This window comes from Pokkaliibacter sp. CJK22405 (assembly GCF_046614695.1).
Lineage (GTDB): Bacteria > Pseudomonadota > Gammaproteobacteria > Pseudomonadales > Balneatricaceae > Pokkaliibacter.
This window is the reverse complement of sequence record NZ_JBKKHQ010000016.1, coordinates 37827-54418: the sequence shown is the minus strand read 5'-3', so window position 1 is coordinate 54418 and position 16592 is coordinate 37827. Positions and strand designations below refer to the sequence as shown.

The following is a 16592-nucleotide window of genomic DNA, read 5'->3' as shown; positions in this document are numbered from 1 at the left end:
GCCTCATAAATAATAAGGAGAATGGCAGGTGTTGTTATCCCTTTCCTGGAAACAAAAATTCTGGGGATTGATGGGGGTTACCCTCATTGGTCTCGCCTTGCTGATTGGCAGTGCCTTCTGGGGCATGTTCCGTATCAGTGACTCCCTCCAGTCCCGCCAGGATGCCAGCATGTACGAATCGGCATCCCAGAAATTGCTCAGCCGCTGGCTGCAAATTGAGGCCGCCAGTGACAACCTGACGCCTGCAACGACTGACGCCTTCGCCGAACGACTGCAGAAGCTGCAGCGAACCGCTGACGGCCTGGTCACTCAGGCAGAAAACCTTCATGACGATTCGCTGGAACAAACCGCCAATCAACTCAAGGACAACGTCGCTACCTATGCCGACCTGCGCCAGCAATGGCTAAAGCAGAAGTCAGCGCTCGGCTTTGATGCCTTCTCCGGCCAGTGGAAAGCCCTGGCCGATGCTGGCAAGGCGTTGCAGGGTATCTCTCTGAGCCTGATCCGTGACGATATTGAAACGGCGGTTAACAACCAGCGCGATTATCTCTCCACCTTTGATCCGACCTTTGCCAAGCAATCCCAGGAAGCTATTGCCACCCTGCAGGCACGCGTAAAAGAGCTGCAATGGGAAGACACCCAGATTGGTAAGGTGGTGAATGAGTATGCTCAGGCCTTTGCTCAGGCGCACACCACCATTCAGCAGGTCTTCAAGCTCCAGAAAGCCATTAATGCGACCGGCTCTGGCCTGGAAAGCACGATCGAAGCCCAGAACCAGTCCCTGCGTGAAGGGATCATTGCCACGACCACTGCCGATGCGCAGCACGCACGCAACTCAGCATCCTGGCTGCTCATCGTCGTGTCCGTCGTGGTCGCGCTGATTTTGATTCTGACCCTGTGGCGCATCTCCGGCGTGCTGGTGCTGCAAATTCGCCGGACGCAGGAGCTGCTGACGCAGGTCGCCGCCGGTAATCTCAACGTCAGCATGAAAACCAACAACAATCCCAAGGATGAGTTTACCCAGCTCGGCAATGCGGCCAATCGCATGATCACCGGGATCTCTGCCCTGATTCAGGAAGTACTGAACGGCAATCGTTCACTGACCGCACTGCACGGACATCTTGATCAGGCGATGACCTCTCTGGCCGACACCAGCCAGAAGGTGGAAATGCAGACCGAACAAGCCGCCTCGGCAACACATCAGATTTCAGCGACGGTATCCGAAGTCGCGCGTCGCACCTCCGAAGTCAGCAAGACCACCCAGGACACCAACAACTCAGCCCAGTCCGGCGCTTCGGTGATTGCCAATAGCGCTGAGTCCATGCACCAGCTCTCGGAACTGATTCAACACACCCACCAGCAGGTTGAATTGCTGAGTCAGTCCAGCAACAAGGTCTCCAGTATCATTGATGTGATCAACAGCCTGGCCGACCAGACTAACCTGCTGGCCCTGAACGCGGCCATTGAAGCGGCTCGCGCAGGCGACGCGGGTCGTGGCTTCTCGGTGGTGGCAGATGAGGTTCGCTCACTGGCTCAGAAAACCGTCTCTGCAACCGCCAACATTGCCAGCATTATTAACGAGTTCAATCAGCACACCGGCGAAATCGGCAAGCTGATGGAGAATGGTCTGAGTCTGGCCGCAGAAGGGGAATCCCATGCAGGTCAGGTGGCCAGCGCCATTCGCTCGATTACCCAGGGCATGGACTCACTGACCGCCGAGATGGATCAGGTCGTGGTGGCTGTCGAAGAAATTTCGGCAACGACGGATGACATCGCAGGCAAAATGGAAGATATCAATCGCCATATGGGTGAGACCAAAGAGCTGCGCACCATGCTGGAAACTCAGACCGTACAACTGGCCAGTCAGGTGAATAATCTGAACAAGTCCTCCAGTCGCTTCACCTTGTAAAGCACGGCGCTGCCCAAGGCAGCATCAGGCGTGTTTCCTTGACTGCCCGCCCCTGTGCGGGCAGTCTTGCTTGCCGGCACTTACACACAGATTTTCGCTTGATGCTTTCCCCCGTCACCAGCACTTTGGCTGAACTTTCCCATGCTCTGGACCTCGGCGTTCACTACGCTGATGAAGGCTTTGTTGTCGTCGAAAAACCCAGCGGACTATTATCGGTACCGGGCAAGACCCTGAATGACAGTGTGATTCACCGTCTGCGTCGCCACTTTGACAATGCTCAGGCGGTACACCGGCTGGATATGGCCACCAGCGGCCTGCTTATCATCGCATTGGATACCGCGACTGAGCGCAAGCTCAAGCGCCAGTTTGAGCAACGCCGGGTGGAGAAGGAATACCGCGCCCGGGTATTCGGCGCGCCACAACAGCCTTTCGGGGTGATTGATCTGCCACTTATTTGCGACTGGCCCAACCGCCCGCGTCAAAAGGTCTGTTTTGTTCATGGCAAACCCTCGCAAACCCGTTATGAGGTGCTGTCCCGGCAGGAGGGTTACTCGCAGATTCGCCTGACCCCGATTACCGGACGATCTCATCAGTTGCGAGTTCATATGATGGCGCTGGGTAACCCTATTCTGGGCGATGAATTTTATGCCCATCCGGCGGCGTTTGACGCTGCGCCCCGACTGCTGCTGCATGCCGCAATGCTGGCCTTTGATCATCCTCACAGCGGCGAGCGAATTCAGTTATTCAGCCCCATTCCTTTTTGAGGACACCTGAAAAGAAAAAAGGCGCAGAGCCTGAGCCACGCACCTTGTCGCAAGACATGAATTGCCTTAGCGGAACATCACCGTCTTATTGCCATCCAGAAACACCCGGTGCTCAGTATGCGCCTTCACTGCCCGCGCCAATGCCTGCGTTTCGGTATCACGACCAATCGCCACCAGTGCATCAGGGCGGAAGGTGTGATCCACCCGTTGTACGTCCTGTTCAATAATCGGACCTTCGTCCAGATCTGCCGTGACGTAGTGCGCAGTGGCACCAATCAGCTTCACGCCACGCTCATAGGCCTGATGGTAAGGCTTGGCACCCTTGAAGCCGGGCAGGAAGGAGTGATGGATATTGATGGCCCGGCCGCGCAGCTGCTGACACAGGTCGTCGGAAAGAATCTGCATATAACGGGCAAGCACCACAAGCTCGGTGCCGGTGTCCTCAACGATGTCGAGCAGTGCTTTTTCCTGCTGCGCTTTGTTAGCCGAGGAAATGGGCAGATAGATGTAGCGAATCCCTTCCCGCTCGACCATCGGACGCAAATCCAGATGGTTGGACACCACCGCCGTGATCTCCATGTTCAGCTCACCTTTCTGATGGCGATACAAAAGGTCGCGCAGGCAGTGATCAAAACGCGAGACCATGATCAGTACGCGGCAGGGCTGTTGAGCGTTGACCCAGTTCCAATCCATCCCAAACGACTCCGCCACCACGGCAAAACCCGCACGAATGGCATCACTGCCCTTGGTCGAGGTCGCATCCTGACGGAACACCGCACGCATAAAAAACTTGCCGCTGTCCTCATCATCAAACTGCGCCAGTTCACTGATGTAACAGCCATGTTCAGCCAGATAGGACGATACCGCCGCCACAATGCCGGAGCAGGCAGGGCAAGTGGCAGTGAGAATAAACGAGGGAGCATTCAACGCAGGCTTCATGATTTCCGAATCTTTTGCGCCGACCTCAGGCCGGGTATTCACAGGGAACTGCTGTTATACCCCGAAGCCGCGCCAAGCTCTACCGGCAAACCGGAATTCCTCCGTCTCCATCACCGCAAATCGGTGCAAAGCGCGTCTTCATGGCGATTGTCTAATCCATGCAACGCGTCGTTTTGAGAGCGATTAGCGCCTGCCTTGCCCATCGGCCTCTACATTGCAGTAAAATGGCCAGACTCTCTTTTAAGCGATGAACGTAATGACTGACTCAAGCCCGACGGCAACCCGCCAGCGCTCACGCAGCGAAGAGAAACACCAGCGCATTCTGGAAGTCGCGATCGACCAGTTCTGCTCACAGGGGTTTCTCGCCACCAGCATGGATACCATCGCCCGGGATGCTGATGTCTCCAAGCAGACGGTCTACAGCCATTTTGGCAGCAAGGATGAGCTTTACGTCAAAGCGATTGAAGCCAAGTGCGAGGCTTCCAGCCTGTTCCATCTGGAGCTGGACCCCAAGGCACCTATGGCGGAAACACTCATGGGCTTTGCCAGAATATTTACGGTACTGGTCCTGAGTGATGACGCCGTACAGGTGATGCGCACCTGCATCAACAGTGCCGAGCATCAGCCCGATCTTTCTGCTCGTTTCTATCAGGTCGGCCCCGCCCAGATTTACACCAAGATTTGCGATTATCTGACGCGCCTTCATCAGGCCGAGCGCCTCTGTATTCCTCGCCCGGAAATGGCCGCTACCCATTTGATGAGCATGCTCACCGGCCGTGAAAAGCTGCTCCGTCAGCTGGGCTTGTCCAAAGGGCCATTACCGGAAGACTTTGATATTTACCTGCAGGAAACCATCGCCATGTTTTTGCGGGCTTATGCTCCCGAGTAGTTTCTGCGCTGCCCGAGTAGTTTTCGGCGCTGACAGTTCTGGCGGAAACGCATTTAGCGATAGCTGAGTAAAAAATTGACCATAAAAAAACGCCACGTTGTTTTCACAGCGTGGCGTTTTTATTTATCGCAAAGTGCGATGAAAAGCGAAGACCTTACTTGCCCAGCTCTTCCACGACTTTAGCAACGGCTTTCTCAAAGCGTGCCAGACCTTCGCTGATGTCTTCATCCGGGATGACCAATGAAGGTGCAAAACGCAGGGTGTTGGTGCTGGCAGTCAGCAACATCACGCCCTCTTCAGCACCTGCGGTGACGAAGCGTTTGAAGTCAGCAACGTATTTCTCACTCACTTCAGCACCAATCAGCAGACCTTTACCACGAATGGTTTTGAACACGTGGTATTTGGCGTTGATGGCTTCCAGACCTTCACGGAACAACTGGTGCTTGTGCTTGACGCCTTCCAGTACGGAAGGACGGTTGATTTCATCGAGAACTGCTTCTGCTACCGCGCAAGCCAGCGCGTTACCACCGTAGGTTGAGCCGTGAGAACCAAAGTTCAGGCTGGCTGCGACCTTGTCAGTTGCCAGCATCGCGCCAATGGGGAAACCACCGCCCAGTGATTTGGCAGAAGACAGAATGTCCGGAGTGACACCCAGGTTCATGTAATCAAAGAGTGCGCCGGTACGACCCATACCAGTCTGAACTTCATCAAAGACCAGCAGAGCATTGTTGGCATCACACAGCTCACGAACGGCTTTAGCAAACTCAACTGTCGCAGGCAGAATACCGCCTTCGCCCTGAATCGGCTCCATGACCACCGCGCAGGTTTTGTCAGAGATTGCCGCTTTCAGCGCTTCCAGATCACCATAGGGCACATGGTTGATGCCCGCCGGGACGGGCTCAAAGCCCACACGGTACTTAGGCTGGCCACCGACCGAGACGGTGAACAGGGTACGGCCGTGGAAGGAGTTGGTGAACGCGATAATTTCGTTCTTTTCAGGGCCAAAGTTGTCATAGGCGTACTTACGCGCCAGTTTAAAAGCAGCTTCATTGGCTTCGCCGCCTGAGTTGGCGAAGAACACCTTGTCCGCGAAAGTCGCTTCAACCAGCTTGGCCGCCAGACGCAGCGCAGGCTCGTTAGTCATGACGTTAGACAGATGCCAGAGTTTGTTACCCTGTTCTGTCAGTGCCTTCACCATCGCAGGATGGCAATGGCCCAGTGAGGTCACGGCGATACCGCCAGCAAAATCCACGTATTCTCGGCCTTCCTGATCCCATACTCGTGACCCTTCACCGCGAACGGGCACGATGGCAGAAGGGTTGTAGTTAGGAACCATGACGTCATCAAACGTCGACCGTGTAACCTGTGTAGTGGACATTGCCTTTCCTCACCTATTGTTCTGCGCAGAGCACGACGTGGCCCTGCTATCTTGCCCTGCATACGTGCAAGGCAAACCGTGTTTGTACTCCCTGTACTTTATATCGTCAATGGACAACAAATGATTGCAGGTTCGCGACAGGGATTTCAGCGTTTCTACCTGCAATAGCCCTGGCCAGAGCGCCACGCTCTGGGACCAGGGCCGTTTTCAGAGCAAAAAAAACCGCCGACATTAACAGCCGGCGGTTCTGGTCAGTTCACTGCCGGATTAGAGCAGCTGTCGAACTTCACCGACGGCAACGGACAACATCGCCAGATTGTGTCGGTCTGCTGACTGCAGGCCTTTAAAGACGTCGGCACAATGATTAACGCCTTCTTTGTGCTCTTCCAGCCACTCTGGCAGGAAGTCCACAGGCACCTGTTCGCCAGAGCCCTGAATCAGGCTGATACACAGACCGCGCAGTACGCCATCCAGCTCGTCCAGCAGGGTGGCGCGGGCTTTGCGCTGCCACAGATCATCCTGCGCAAGACCACGGATGGCACGACGCAGCCAATGCAGCTCAAGTTCCACATCCAGGGAGAAGTAGGCTTTACCCGCTTCGCTGACAGAGACTTCAGTTTCACCGGCAACACGAACGATATCCAGTGCCGAAGACAGCCAGACCAGACCAGCCAGACGCAGCGCCATTGGACCGGAAACACCATTCTCCAACCAGTGGGCAGCCGCTTCCTGATGCGCGGTCAGCGCTTCGTCAGACAGCATGGTCGGCAGGCTTTCTGCCAGCGTGCGAATGCCTGGTGCGTACTGGTTAATCAGCGTCTGTACATCGTAAGGCGCTTTCTGTGAACGCAGCAGCCACAGGGTGGCTTTGCCCATCAGATCATTCAGCTTGAACTGCATGTCAGCCAGAACTTCATCACTAAAGTCATTAGGCAGGCCGTTGATTTCCGCTACCAGAGAGTTGGTATCAAAAATCTCGCGCACCGCCATCCAGCAGCGCAGGATGTCGATGGTCTTGGCGTTGGTTTCTTCCTGCAGGTAATGGCAGAAGGTAATACCCATCTGGTTATGCAGCTGGTTAGTCAGGTGCGTTGCCAGAATTTCGTTGCGCAGCGGATGCTGACCAATCTGCTGGGTGAACTGCTTCTGCAGTGCGGTCGGGAAGTATTCCGCCAGTGACTGCACCAGATACTCATCAGAAGCGATATCAGCATGGCTCAGCTCATCAAAGGTACGGATCTTGGCGTAAGACAGCAGTACCGCCGTTTCCGGGCGGGTCAGGCCTTTGGCATCCTTGATCAGCTGGCTGATGACATCATCTTCAGGCAGGTATTCCAGTTTGCGGTTCAGACGACCTTCACGCTCCAGCGTATGCATAAGGCGCTGCTGATCACTGACACGCAGGCGGGCAAGACGTTTGCTCAGGCTCAGGATGTTGCTCTGACCACGGTTATGGCGCAGCACCAGTTCCGCGACTTCATCAGTCATGGACGCCAGCAGCTCATTACGCTGTTTCTCGGTCATGTCGCCGCCATCCACAATGGCGCCCAGCAGAATCTTGATGTTGACCTCATGGTCAGAGGAGTCGACACCACCGGAGTTATCGATCGCATCGGTGTTGATGTAACCACCGTTCTGCGCGAACTCGATACGCCCTTTCTGGGTGAAGCCGAGGTTACCGCCCTCGCCGACGACTTTGCAGCGCAGCTCACGGCCATCGATACGAACCGCATCGTTGGCTTTGTCGCCCACATCCGCATGAGTTTCGCTGGTGCTCTTCACGTAAGTACCGATACCGCCGTTCCACAGCAGATCCACCGGCGCTTTCAGAATCGCGCTGATCAGCTCGTTGGGCGTCATGCGGGTAACCCCATCATCAATCCCCAGTGCCGCACGCATTTCGGCATTGATGGCAATGGACTTGGCGCTACGCTCGAAGATACCGCCACCTTTTGAGATCAGCTCTTTGTTGTAATCCGCCCAGCTGGAGCGTGGCAGGTTAAACATGCGCTGACGCTCTTCAAAGGAAGAAGCCGCATCCGGCGTTGGATCAAAGAAGATATGCATGTGGTTAAAGGCAGCGATCAGACGTATATGGCGTGACAGCAGCATGCCGTTACCGAATACGTCACCGGCCATGTCGCCCACACCCACTACGGTGAAATCCTGGCTCTGGCTGTCGTGGCCCTGTTCACGGAACAGACGCTTGACGGATTCCCACGCGCCACGCGCGGTGATACCCATCTTCTTGTGGTCATAACCCTGACTACCGCCCGAGGCGAAAGCATCACCCAGCCAGTGGCCGTACTCTTTGGAAATGGCGTTGGCGATATCCGAGAAAGTCGCGGTGCCTTTGTCGGCGGCCACCACCAGATAGGGATCATCCTCGTCGTAGCGGGTAACGTGCGCTGGCGCCACAATCTCGCCCTTCACCAGGTTATCGGTGATGTCGAGCAGTGCGCGGATAAAGGTCTGGTAGCAACGGATACCTTCGGCCAGCGTTTCATCACGGCTGGCATTGGCGGGCATCTGCTTGCAGACAAAACCACCCTTGGCGCCCACCGGCACGATAACCGCGTTCTTGACCATCTGGGCTTTGACCAGACCTAGAATCTCGGTACGGAAATCCTCACGACGATCAGACCAGCGAAGACCACCACGGGCGACTTTACCGCCACGCAGATGCACACCTTCAACCCAGGGGCTGTAAACAAAGATCTCGAACTTGGGACGAGGCAGCGGTACCGCAGGAATCAGCTCAGGGTTCAGCTTGAAAGACACATAGCCCTTGTTGTTGCCGTCCTGATCAGGCTGATAGAAGTTGGTACGCAGCATGGCCTGAACCACCGACAGGAAGTGACGCAGAATGCGGTCTTCGTCGAGATTGCTGACGCTTTCCAGCGCCTCTTCCATCCGCGCCACCAGCTGATCCGCTTCACCCTGACGGCCTTTACCCGGCGCAAAACGCTCGATAAAGAGATCCGCCAGCATGTGGGTGATATTGGCGTTGCGCAGCAGAGTTTCTTCCATGTACGCCTGAGAGAAAGGCACACGGATCTGCAGCAGGTATTTGGCCACGGCACGCAGCATGACCACGGTGCGCCAGTCCAGACCCGCACTGATCACCAGACGGTTAAAGCCGTCGTTCTCCACCTGACCGGCAATGGCCGCGGTAAAGGTGTCCTGAAACAGGTCACGGATCTCATCGGCATCCAGTGGCTCACCTGTACGGGAGCTGATATCGAAGTCCAGAATCCAGCGCTCTTCACGCTCGGAGGGAGAAATCTCATAAGGACGCGCAGCAATCACGCGAACGCCCATGTTTTCCATCACTGGCAACACGTCAGAGAGAGCCATGATCGGACCACGACCAAAGACCTTGAAGCGCAGATCATCACCGAAGCTTTCCAGCGGACGGTAAAGATAGGTGGAAACCGGCGCGGCTTCGGTCAGGGACTCAAGACGCAGCACGTCCTGAACCGCACGGTTCGGAGTGAAGTCTTCACGGTAAGCGCTGGGGAAGGCATTCTGATAGGCCTTGTGCTGCTTGTTGGCTTTTTCTTCGCCAACCTTGGCACGCAGGGCCACGTGAACCTTGTCTTCCCAGGACAGCATGGCTTCTGCCATCCTTGCTTCCAGATCTTCCACATCGAAGCTCAGCTCGTGGGCATCGCGGGTATGGATGGTGAAGTGGACGCGCGCCAGAACGCCTTCCATGTGACGCACGTTGAACTCAATGGAGACACCTTTGAATTCCTTGAGCATCAGCTGCTCCATCACCAGACGCAGTTCAGTGTTGTAACGGTCCTTGGGAACGTACACCTGCGCAGTGACAAAACGGCCATAAATATCAGTACGGGTGAAAAGACGCAGTTGCTTGCGGCCTTCCAGTTCCAGAATGCCGCGCACGGTTTCTTCCAGATCGCTCTGGCTGGCCTGCAGCATTTCATCACGCGGGAAGTTGTCCAGAATATTGGACAGCAGACGACCCTTGTGGGTATTCAGCGGCACCTTGAGATGCTCAAGCAGACGGCGCTCTTTCAAGCGCAGCAGTGGAATCTCATTCACACGCATGGAGTAGGCATCAGAGGTGAAGAGACCGAAGAAACGGTGCTCACCGATGACATTGCCCTGATCATCAAACGCTTTGATACCCACATAATCCAGGTGCGCCGGACGGTGGACGGTGGAGCGCGACGTGGACTTGGTGATGATCAGCAGTGACGGCTCTACCGCCAGCTCAGACAGACGTGGCGAGAGCTTGACGTGCAGACGTTCTTCACTGAAATGAGAGACATCACGGAAGGTTCCAAGGCAAGCCTCAGGCTTCAAATGCAGTACGCACTGGGCATCGTCCTTACGCTCAAGGTCAAAATAGCGGTAACCAACGAAGGTGAAATGGTTATCGACCATCCAGTCCAGCAGGGACAGGGACTCTTCAAGGTCATCATCACGCAGGGGTAGATCCACTGCGCGGGTACGCTCGATGATTTCCGACATTTTGCTGCGCATGGACGGCCAGTCTTCCACGGCCACTCGCACGTCATAAATGACCTGACGCACTTCCTCGACAATGCGCTCCAGCACTTCCGGCTCGCTCTGGCGGTCAATCTCGAAGCGCATGATGGCTTCCAGATGTGCATTCTCGGGCGCGTCATAACGGTCATGCAGGGAAACGATCTGGCCTTTGTCATCACGCACCACCGCAATAATCGGGTGAGTCGTCATGTGGATGGCCATGTCCAGACGGTTAAAGCCCATGGTCAGGGAAGCGACCAGGAAAGGCATGTCATTGGTGGCAATCTCAACGATGGTGTGAGTTGACTGCCACGCGTGTTCTTCATAGTTGGGGTTATAGGCACGGACGATAGGCTGCCCGGCGGGGCGATGCTGCAGGAAATCCCACAGGCTGAGGACGGCGCCATACTGATCTTCGCTGGAGATGCGCTGCAGCTCCTTGGCGCTGGTCTCGGAGAGGAACATGTCGGTCAGCGCCAGCAATGGCTTCTTATGACCTTCCGACAGACGCTCTTCCATTAACGCGACGACGCGAGCAATGGCATCCTTTTTCTTACTGTTTTGACTGTGCATAGTGCTTTCAACTTCTTATTGTGCAGACTCAGTAGACCGACCCGTCGGTCGCCCCATCCCATGGTAGTCATTATCGTGTGCGTGGCTGCGCAGGCGTGCCAGTGAAGACCTGACCAGATTTTTCTCATCGACCTGACAGCACATTGCGATGCTTTTTTCTGGAAGTGTAGCTAAAGCCTAGCGGAAACTTCGAGACGGAATCATCGCATGGCGCACAATTATCGAAGAATCAAGTCTACAAAGGTAGTGCGGGAGTTAAATAAATACGACACCGGTTTGACCGGCGGGGACCGAAAGCCGCGAAGCATGGCGGTCTGGAAGAGAAAAAGTGACCATGCAACAAGAGGTTACAGTCAAGAGCACGGCCACCAGAAGAAAGACAATAACGGCGCGTTAAAGCACCGGTGGAAACAGCAATGTGACCTGCAGACCGCCCTCTGGCCGGTTTTGCAAACGGGTATCGCCGCCGTGCAACTGCATGATCTTTTGCACAATACTCAGCCCCAGCCCGGCACCGGGCGTTCCGGTACGCGATGAAGAACCGCGTACAAACGGCTTCAGGACTTCATGCTGCTGCTCAGGAGCAATGCCCGGGCCTGCATCTTCGATACGAATCCACAGACCCTGTTCACTCTGACCGGTACTGACCTCAATCGGCCCCTTGCCGTAACGTCTGGCATTCTCGATGAGATTGAGCAGCACCCGGGAAAAGGCTCGCGGCATAACGCGAAAGTTACCGCTGGGCGTAAGGCTTGCCTGAATATCGCTGTCGTCCGTCAGCGTCAGTACGGCCATGACCTCTTCGCTCAACTCACGCACTTCCCAGGACTCATCCCGCCCAAGGCCGGCCAGATCCATAAACTGATCGATAATGCTGTCCATCTGTCTGCAACTCTGGCGCATGCTGCGGATGATTTCCTCATCGGCAACATCTTCCATGATTTCCGCCGCCAACCGCATTTTTGTCAGCGGCGTGCGCAGGTCATGGGAAACCCCTGCCAGCATCAGTGTACGTTCCTCTTCCTGTTCGCTCAGGGAGCGGGACATCTGATTAAAGGCGCGGGTGACCTCCAGAATTTCCGTCGGTCCTTCCTCGGGTAAATGTTCAATACCCCGACTTAGTGTCAGGCTTTTAGAGCCTTGCACCAATCGTGACAGTGGCCGGTTGAGCAACCGCTGCAAATACCAGGCACCCAATAACGCCAACAAGAGCGCAGAGCCCCAGATCACGATGGCAACGCCGGAAAAGCCCAACGGCAGCTCGGACGTTGTCGCCATCAGCCAGTAAACCTTGCCGTCCAGCGGCATGCGAATCCAGAGATAGCCGGGCTCATCCTGCCGAACGATCATCTCCATATCCGCACTTTTCAGATTGCGCGAGGCCTTGTGAACCAGCAGGTGCTGAAGAATGGGCACATTAAAGAGACCACCAATCCGGGGTTCGGTCTTCTTTGACTCCGCGTTGTAAGCCTCGACAAAGGCATCCCGCTGCTCGACCGGCAGCACGGACATTGCCGCTTTCACTGCGGTGAGCTGTCGCGACACCAGAGAGACCAGCTCGCGGGTCATCGGCTTCTGAATAAACTCACGGGTAATCTCAAGGCTGGCAAACTGGGCAAACAACATCAGCACTGCCAGCAGCCAGAGATTACGGGCAAAGAGACTGCCAATCGCCCAGCGCCAGAAACGCTTCAGCCGGCCCGCCTCAGTCATGATGCCCCTGACCCGTTACCAACACATAGCCCAGGGAGCGGACGGTCTGGACATATTTGGGTTCGGCTGGATTGTCCTCGAGAATCCGGCGCAAACGCATGATCTGCACATCCACCGAGCGCTCGGTCATTTCTGCGTTACGGCCACGGCTGATCTCAATCAAACGCTCTCGGCTTAAAGGACGATCCGCATTGGCGGCCAGCGCGCGCAGCAGTTCAAACTCACTGCTGTGTACCTGAATGGACTCACCATCACGGCAAAGCTCGCGGGCCAAAGGGTCAAAGCGCCAGGGGCCAAATTGCACAGCGCGCTCATACTGTTTGCGTACCTGGGCACCGAGCATGTGCTGACGGCGCAGCAGGGCTTCAATACGTGCGAGCAGTTCGCGGGGTTCAAAGGGTTTGGGCAGGTAGTCATCCGCGCCCATTTCCAGACCCACAATACGGTCGATAGCATCGCCGCGGGCCGTCAGCATAATGATAGGAATGGTTTCACCGGCATTACGAAGGCGGCGACAAATCGACAAGCCATCCTCCTCAGGCATCATCACATCCAGAATCAGCAGATCAAAACTCTCACGGCTCAGTGCAGTGTCCAGCTGACTGGCATTTTCCACCTGACGTACCCGATAGCCTCGTCCGCCAAGGTAGCGGCTCAGGAGCGCACGCAGGTCGGCTTCATCATCCAGAATCAGCAGTTTGCCGCGATCCTGGGTACTTTCCTGCTGGGTGCTATTGCCTGCCTGGGCGTTAAGGTCTGCAGTACTCATCTGCGTTTTATCCCCCTCTACATAATGACAGCCATCATAGCGCCTGCCGCCAACGCCTGCGCGGTCATTAGGTTACAGCGCATGACGACCAGACTTTGCGGCAAGCCAGGAAACGTCTGCGCAAGGTTTGAAACATCGCGCCAAGCAAGGAAACCCTCTGGCGCTGGGAGTCGGGTCCGAGTGACGGCAGGATATAACCATCAGCGCATCACAGGATGTGCCTGATGGAAGATCAGAGCGTCAGGGCTTTACCGGCAAAGCCATTACGCCAAAAGGCGTTTAATGCGGCGGGATTCACATTCACACCTGACGCCCCTGTTCAGTAAAAGGAGTGACTCAATGACTTTACGCAAAACGCTGTCGACCTCAAACGCCGCCAAAACCCGGAACCTGCGCAAGCGCCATCTGGGTGTAGCCACCTTGCTAAGCGGCGGCTTACTGACCGCGCTGAGCATCAGTGCACAGGCGCAGACTTCCAGCAGCGACATTAATCAGATGATGCAGCAAGGCAAGTCGGAATGGTCGCAGACTCTGCAAAAGGCGGACAAAAACGGCGACAAGCAACTGTCCAAAGAAGAGATGGCCGCGCAATCACCACAGATGGCCGCTTACTTTGATTCCATGGATACCAATAAAGACGGCTACGTCACTACCAAAGAAGGTAGCGCCTACTGGGCCAGTGTGCAGAAGGATAAGCTTCAGGGGAAAATCAAATCCCCGATGAAACTTAAGGATCAGACTGCGGTCAAAGAAAATACCGCCGCCCTGAAAGCGCGCTGGGAAGAAGCGGACAGCAATCATGATTCCATGCTGTCGAAAGAGGAAGCTAAAGACAGTTTCCCGGTACTGTCCCAGCACTTTGACCAACTCGATACCAATCAGGACGGGCAACTGAGCAGCAAAGAACTGCGCAATTTCATTAAATCCTGATGCGCGCAGTGCTGTGATCGTCGGACCAAGGGGGCATCCGGCGATGATCCCCTTCAGTCCCCATGAGGTCAGGTACTTGTCACGGGCCTGACCTATTGGCGCCAGCCAGAGGAGTGGCAGGCGCCCCTTCTACTCTCTCTATGTTACTGCGCAATAATTTCAGGACTGCTTAAGTGGTCTTACGACCTGCTCCAGACCTTCAATCCGAATCGCCAGGCACAACTGCAGTAGCTGACCGATCTCGCCCTTTGGCCACCCCTTTCGCTCAAACCAGAGTAAATACTCTTCCGGTAAATCAATCAGCGCACGACCCTCATACTTGCCAAAGGGCATCGGCATACGAGCGATTTTCATCAGGTTCTGCGGATTTAGCAGATCATCTCGAAACGGCGATTCCGCCATGACAGCTCCTGTTTACCGTAAAGTTTCTGGAAATAAGATCCGCCATTATGGCGAGGCCAGGTCTGCGGCAAAAGTGTTTCGAGCGCAAACCGCGCTTAGCCTGGGCTTTATCTCGCCAGCGTTGGCATTCTGAACGCCCAGCTCCTACAATCCTGCTTCCATCTTTAAGGATGCAGACAGCACTCTGTTTGCGTCAACGCACGATCCGGAGCAGCAGTTAAGCATGAGTGAGCACCATCCCTACGAAGCCCTGACACCGGAAGTGGTGCTGGATGCGGTGGAAAGCACCGGTCTGCTCAGTGATGCTCGTCTCTTTACTCTGAACTCCTATGAAAACCGTGTGTATCAGGTCGGGATCGAAGGCCACCAGCCGCTGATCGCCAAGTTTTATCGCCCCCTGCGCTGGAGTGATGAGGCCATCCTCGAAGAGCATCAGTTCTGCCGCCAACTGGCCGAACAGGAACTTTCTGTGGTCGCGCCATTATCGGCAGAGGAGCTGGTCAGCCGCTATCAGGCAGAAAGTGCCGAAACTCTGGCACCTGAACAGACGCTATTTAACAGTCAGGGGTTTCGCTTTGCGCTGTTTCCCCGTCAGGGTGGCCGCCCTCCCGAGCTGGATAACCCCGAACACCTCTATCAGTTGGGCATGGCCATGGGCCGTATCCATCTGGCCGGTGCCGCCACTCAATATCAACACCGCCCGGAGCTGAGCATTGAACGTCTTGGTGAAGACAGCCGCGACTTTTTGCTCACAAGCCCTCTGTTGCCGGATTACCTGAAAGATGACTATCAACAGGTAACGTCGCAGTTACTGGTGTTGCTCAAACAGCACTTTGCCGCCGCAGGACAGGTCAAGCGCCTTAGGGTTCACGGTGACTGTCACCCCGGTAACGTACTATGGCGTGATGAGCAACCGCACTTCGTCGACTTTGATGACAGCGTGATGGCCCCGGCCATTCAGGATTTGTGGATGCTGTTAAGCGGCGATGCCCCTCAGCAGCGCCTGCAGCTGGCCGAACTGCTGGAAGGCTATGAGACTTTCGCCGACTTTGATCGTCGCGAGTTATACCTTATTGATGCTCTTCGCACGCTGCGTTTGATGTACTACTCAGCGTGGCTGGCACGACGCTGGGATGATCCGGCCTTCCCGATCCACTTTCCCTGGCTTGGACGGGACGATTACTGGGCTGGCCATCTGACCAGCCTTCATCAGCAACGGCACGCGCTGGAAGCGGCCGAACACTTCTGGAAAGAATAATGACAAGTATCCAGTTCCGACTTGCCACACAACAGGATGTCGAGGCCATCGCCGCCTTGCATACCCTGAGCTGGCAGACCAGCCTGCAGGAAATCTTCCCTGCACAGTTTCTGACTGAGCAGGTGCCGCATATGCACCGCCAGCACTGGCTGGAAACCCTGGCGACCCCGAAAGGCTATCTCTGCGTGGCTGAACTGAACGATGCACTGGTTGGTTTTATCTTTTGTCACACCAACGATGATCTGAAGGAATGGGGCTGCCTGATCGACAACCTGCATGTGCATCCGGACATGAAAGGCCGCGGCCTTGGCCGGCAGCTGGCTCAGCATGCAGCGCACTGGTGCCGCGATATTCAGAGCTGTAATGCGCTTCATCTGTGGGTGGCCGAAGGCAACCGGGCAGCCATTAATTCGTATCTGCGCTGGGGTGGAGAACGGGTGGAGCGTTGCCTGCACCATCATCAGGGCGGCCCGAGCATCTGGGCTTATCGTTTCTACTGGGAAAACCTGAGTCAAACACTGCTCCAGCAAGAGTAAGCAAGCCTAGTGAC

At 55.6% G+C, this 16592-nt stretch carries 12 protein-coding genes; 6 read left to right on the top strand and 6 right to left on the bottom strand.

Annotated features, from left to right (window positions below):
* The first annotated feature begins 28 nt into the window (after positions 1–28).
* Both ACKC9G_RS12190 and ACKC9G_RS12185 read left to right on the top strand, forming a co-directional pair.
* Entirely contained in the window at positions 29–1909 is a 1881-nt protein-coding gene (locus tag ACKC9G_RS12190) for a methyl-accepting chemotaxis protein (RefSeq protein ID WP_411405712.1), read from the top strand.
* A gap of 101 nt (positions 1910–2010) precedes the next feature.
* Positions 2011–2673, top strand: coding sequence for a pseudouridine synthase (locus ACKC9G_RS12185; protein ID WP_411405710.1), 663 nt, complete (start codon positions 2011–2013; stop codon positions 2671–2673).
* Between the two features lie 66 nt (positions 2674–2739).
* Here the strand turns inward: ACKC9G_RS12185 and purU are convergent, their stop codons facing one another.
* The gene (purU, locus tag ACKC9G_RS12180; RefSeq protein ID WP_411405708.1) at positions 2740–3612 is read right to left on the bottom strand and encodes a formyltetrahydrofolate deformylase; all 873 of its coding nucleotides are present in this window, start codon (positions 3610–3612) and stop codon (positions 2740–2742) included.
* A 256-nt stretch (positions 3613–3868) separates the two neighbouring features.
* Here purU and ACKC9G_RS12175 point away from each other — a divergent pair, with 256 nt between their 5' ends.
* Positions 3869–4501 carry a TetR/AcrR family transcriptional regulator gene (locus ACKC9G_RS12175; RefSeq protein WP_411405706.1) on the top strand — a complete coding sequence of 211 codons (633 nt, stop codon included), beginning with the start codon at positions 3869–3871 and terminating at the stop codon, positions 4499–4501.
* Positions 4502–4655: 154 nt separating this feature from the next.
* Here the strand turns inward: ACKC9G_RS12175 and ACKC9G_RS12170 are convergent, their stop codons facing one another.
* The 4 genes from ACKC9G_RS12170 to ACKC9G_RS12155 form a co-directional block, all read right to left on the bottom strand.
* Positions 4656–5879, bottom strand: a complete 1224-nt coding sequence (locus ACKC9G_RS12170) for an aspartate aminotransferase family protein (RefSeq protein WP_411405704.1) — start codon at positions 5877–5879, stop codon at positions 4656–4658.
* Between the two features lie 267 nt (positions 5880–6146).
* The gene (locus tag ACKC9G_RS12165) at positions 6147–10970 is read right to left on the bottom strand and encodes an NAD-glutamate dehydrogenase (protein WP_411405702.1); all 4824 of its coding nucleotides are present in this window, start codon (positions 10968–10970) and stop codon (positions 6147–6149) included.
* Between the two features lie 393 nt (positions 10971–11363).
* Positions 11364–12683 (bottom strand): ATP-binding protein, encoded by a 1320-nt coding sequence (locus ACKC9G_RS12160; RefSeq protein ID WP_411405700.1) that lies wholly within the window; start codon positions 12681–12683, stop codon positions 11364–11366.
* The gene (locus tag ACKC9G_RS12155; protein ID WP_411405698.1) at positions 12676–13452 is read right to left on the bottom strand and encodes a response regulator; all 777 of its coding nucleotides are present in this window, start codon (positions 13450–13452) and stop codon (positions 12676–12678) included. Before ACKC9G_RS12155 ends, ACKC9G_RS12160 begins: the two co-directional genes overlap by 8 nt.
* A 339-nt stretch (positions 13453–13791) precedes the next feature.
* Between ACKC9G_RS12155 and ACKC9G_RS12150 the strand changes: the two genes are divergently transcribed.
* Entirely contained in the window at positions 13792–14382 is a 591-nt protein-coding gene (locus ACKC9G_RS12150; protein WP_411405696.1) for a hypothetical protein, read from the top strand.
* 159 nt (positions 14383–14541) lie between these two features.
* Here ACKC9G_RS12150 and ACKC9G_RS12145 read toward each other — a convergent pair whose 3' ends face one another.
* Positions 14542–14784 (bottom strand): DUF3820 family protein, encoded by a 243-nt coding sequence (locus ACKC9G_RS12145; protein WP_411405694.1) that lies wholly within the window; start codon positions 14782–14784, stop codon positions 14542–14544.
* Positions 14785–15007: 223 nt separating this feature from the next.
* Between ACKC9G_RS12145 and ACKC9G_RS12140 the strand changes: the two genes are divergently transcribed.
* Positions 15008–16042 carry a serine/threonine protein kinase gene (locus ACKC9G_RS12140; RefSeq protein ID WP_411405692.1) on the top strand — a complete coding sequence of 345 codons (1035 nt, stop codon included), beginning with the start codon at positions 15008–15010 and terminating at the stop codon, positions 16040–16042.
* Positions 16042–16578 (top strand): N-acetyltransferase family protein, encoded by a 537-nt coding sequence (locus ACKC9G_RS12135; RefSeq protein WP_411405690.1) that lies wholly within the window; start codon positions 16042–16044, stop codon positions 16576–16578. The genes ACKC9G_RS12140 and ACKC9G_RS12135 overlap by 1 nt, the downstream gene beginning before the upstream one ends.
* Positions 16579–16592: the final 14 nt, after the last annotated feature.

Bases quoted from the DNA above. Each gene is read 5' to 3' on its own strand.
- ACKC9G_RS12170 (WP_411405704.1), bottom strand. From the start codon at position 5,879: ATGTCCACTACACAGGTTACACGGTCGACGTTTGATGACGTCATGGTT.
- ACKC9G_RS12165 (WP_411405702.1), bottom strand. From the start codon at position 10,970: ATGCACAGTCAAAACAGTAAGAAAAAGGATGCCATTGCTCGCGTCGTC.
- ACKC9G_RS12160 (WP_411405700.1), bottom strand. From the start codon at position 12,683: ATGACTGAGGCGGGCCGGCTGAAGCGTTTCTGGCGCTGGGCGATTGGC.
- ACKC9G_RS12155 (WP_411405698.1), bottom strand. From the start codon at position 13,452: ATGAGTACTGCAGACCTTAACGCCCAGGCAGGCAATAGCACCCAGCAG.
- ACKC9G_RS12175 (WP_411405706.1), top strand. From the start codon at position 3,869: ATGACTGACTCAAGCCCGACGGCAACCCGCCAGCGCTCACGCAGCGAA.
- ACKC9G_RS12135 (WP_411405690.1), top strand. From the start codon at position 16,042: ATGACAAGTATCCAGTTCCGACTTGCCACACAACAGGATGTCGAGGCC.
- purU (WP_411405708.1), bottom strand. From the start codon at position 3,612: ATGAAGCCTGCGTTGAATGCTCCCTCGTTTATTCTCACTGCCACTTGC.
- ACKC9G_RS12145 (WP_411405694.1), bottom strand. From the start codon at position 14,784: ATGGCGGAATCGCCGTTTCGAGATGATCTGCTAAATCCGCAGAACCTG.
- ACKC9G_RS12150 (WP_411405696.1), top strand. From the start codon at position 13,792: ATGACTTTACGCAAAACGCTGTCGACCTCAAACGCCGCCAAAACCCGG.
- ACKC9G_RS12140 (WP_411405692.1), top strand. From the start codon at position 15,008: ATGAGTGAGCACCATCCCTACGAAGCCCTGACACCGGAAGTGGTGCTG.
- ACKC9G_RS12185 (WP_411405710.1), top strand. From the start codon at position 2,011: ATGCTTTCCCCCGTCACCAGCACTTTGGCTGAACTTTCCCATGCTCTG.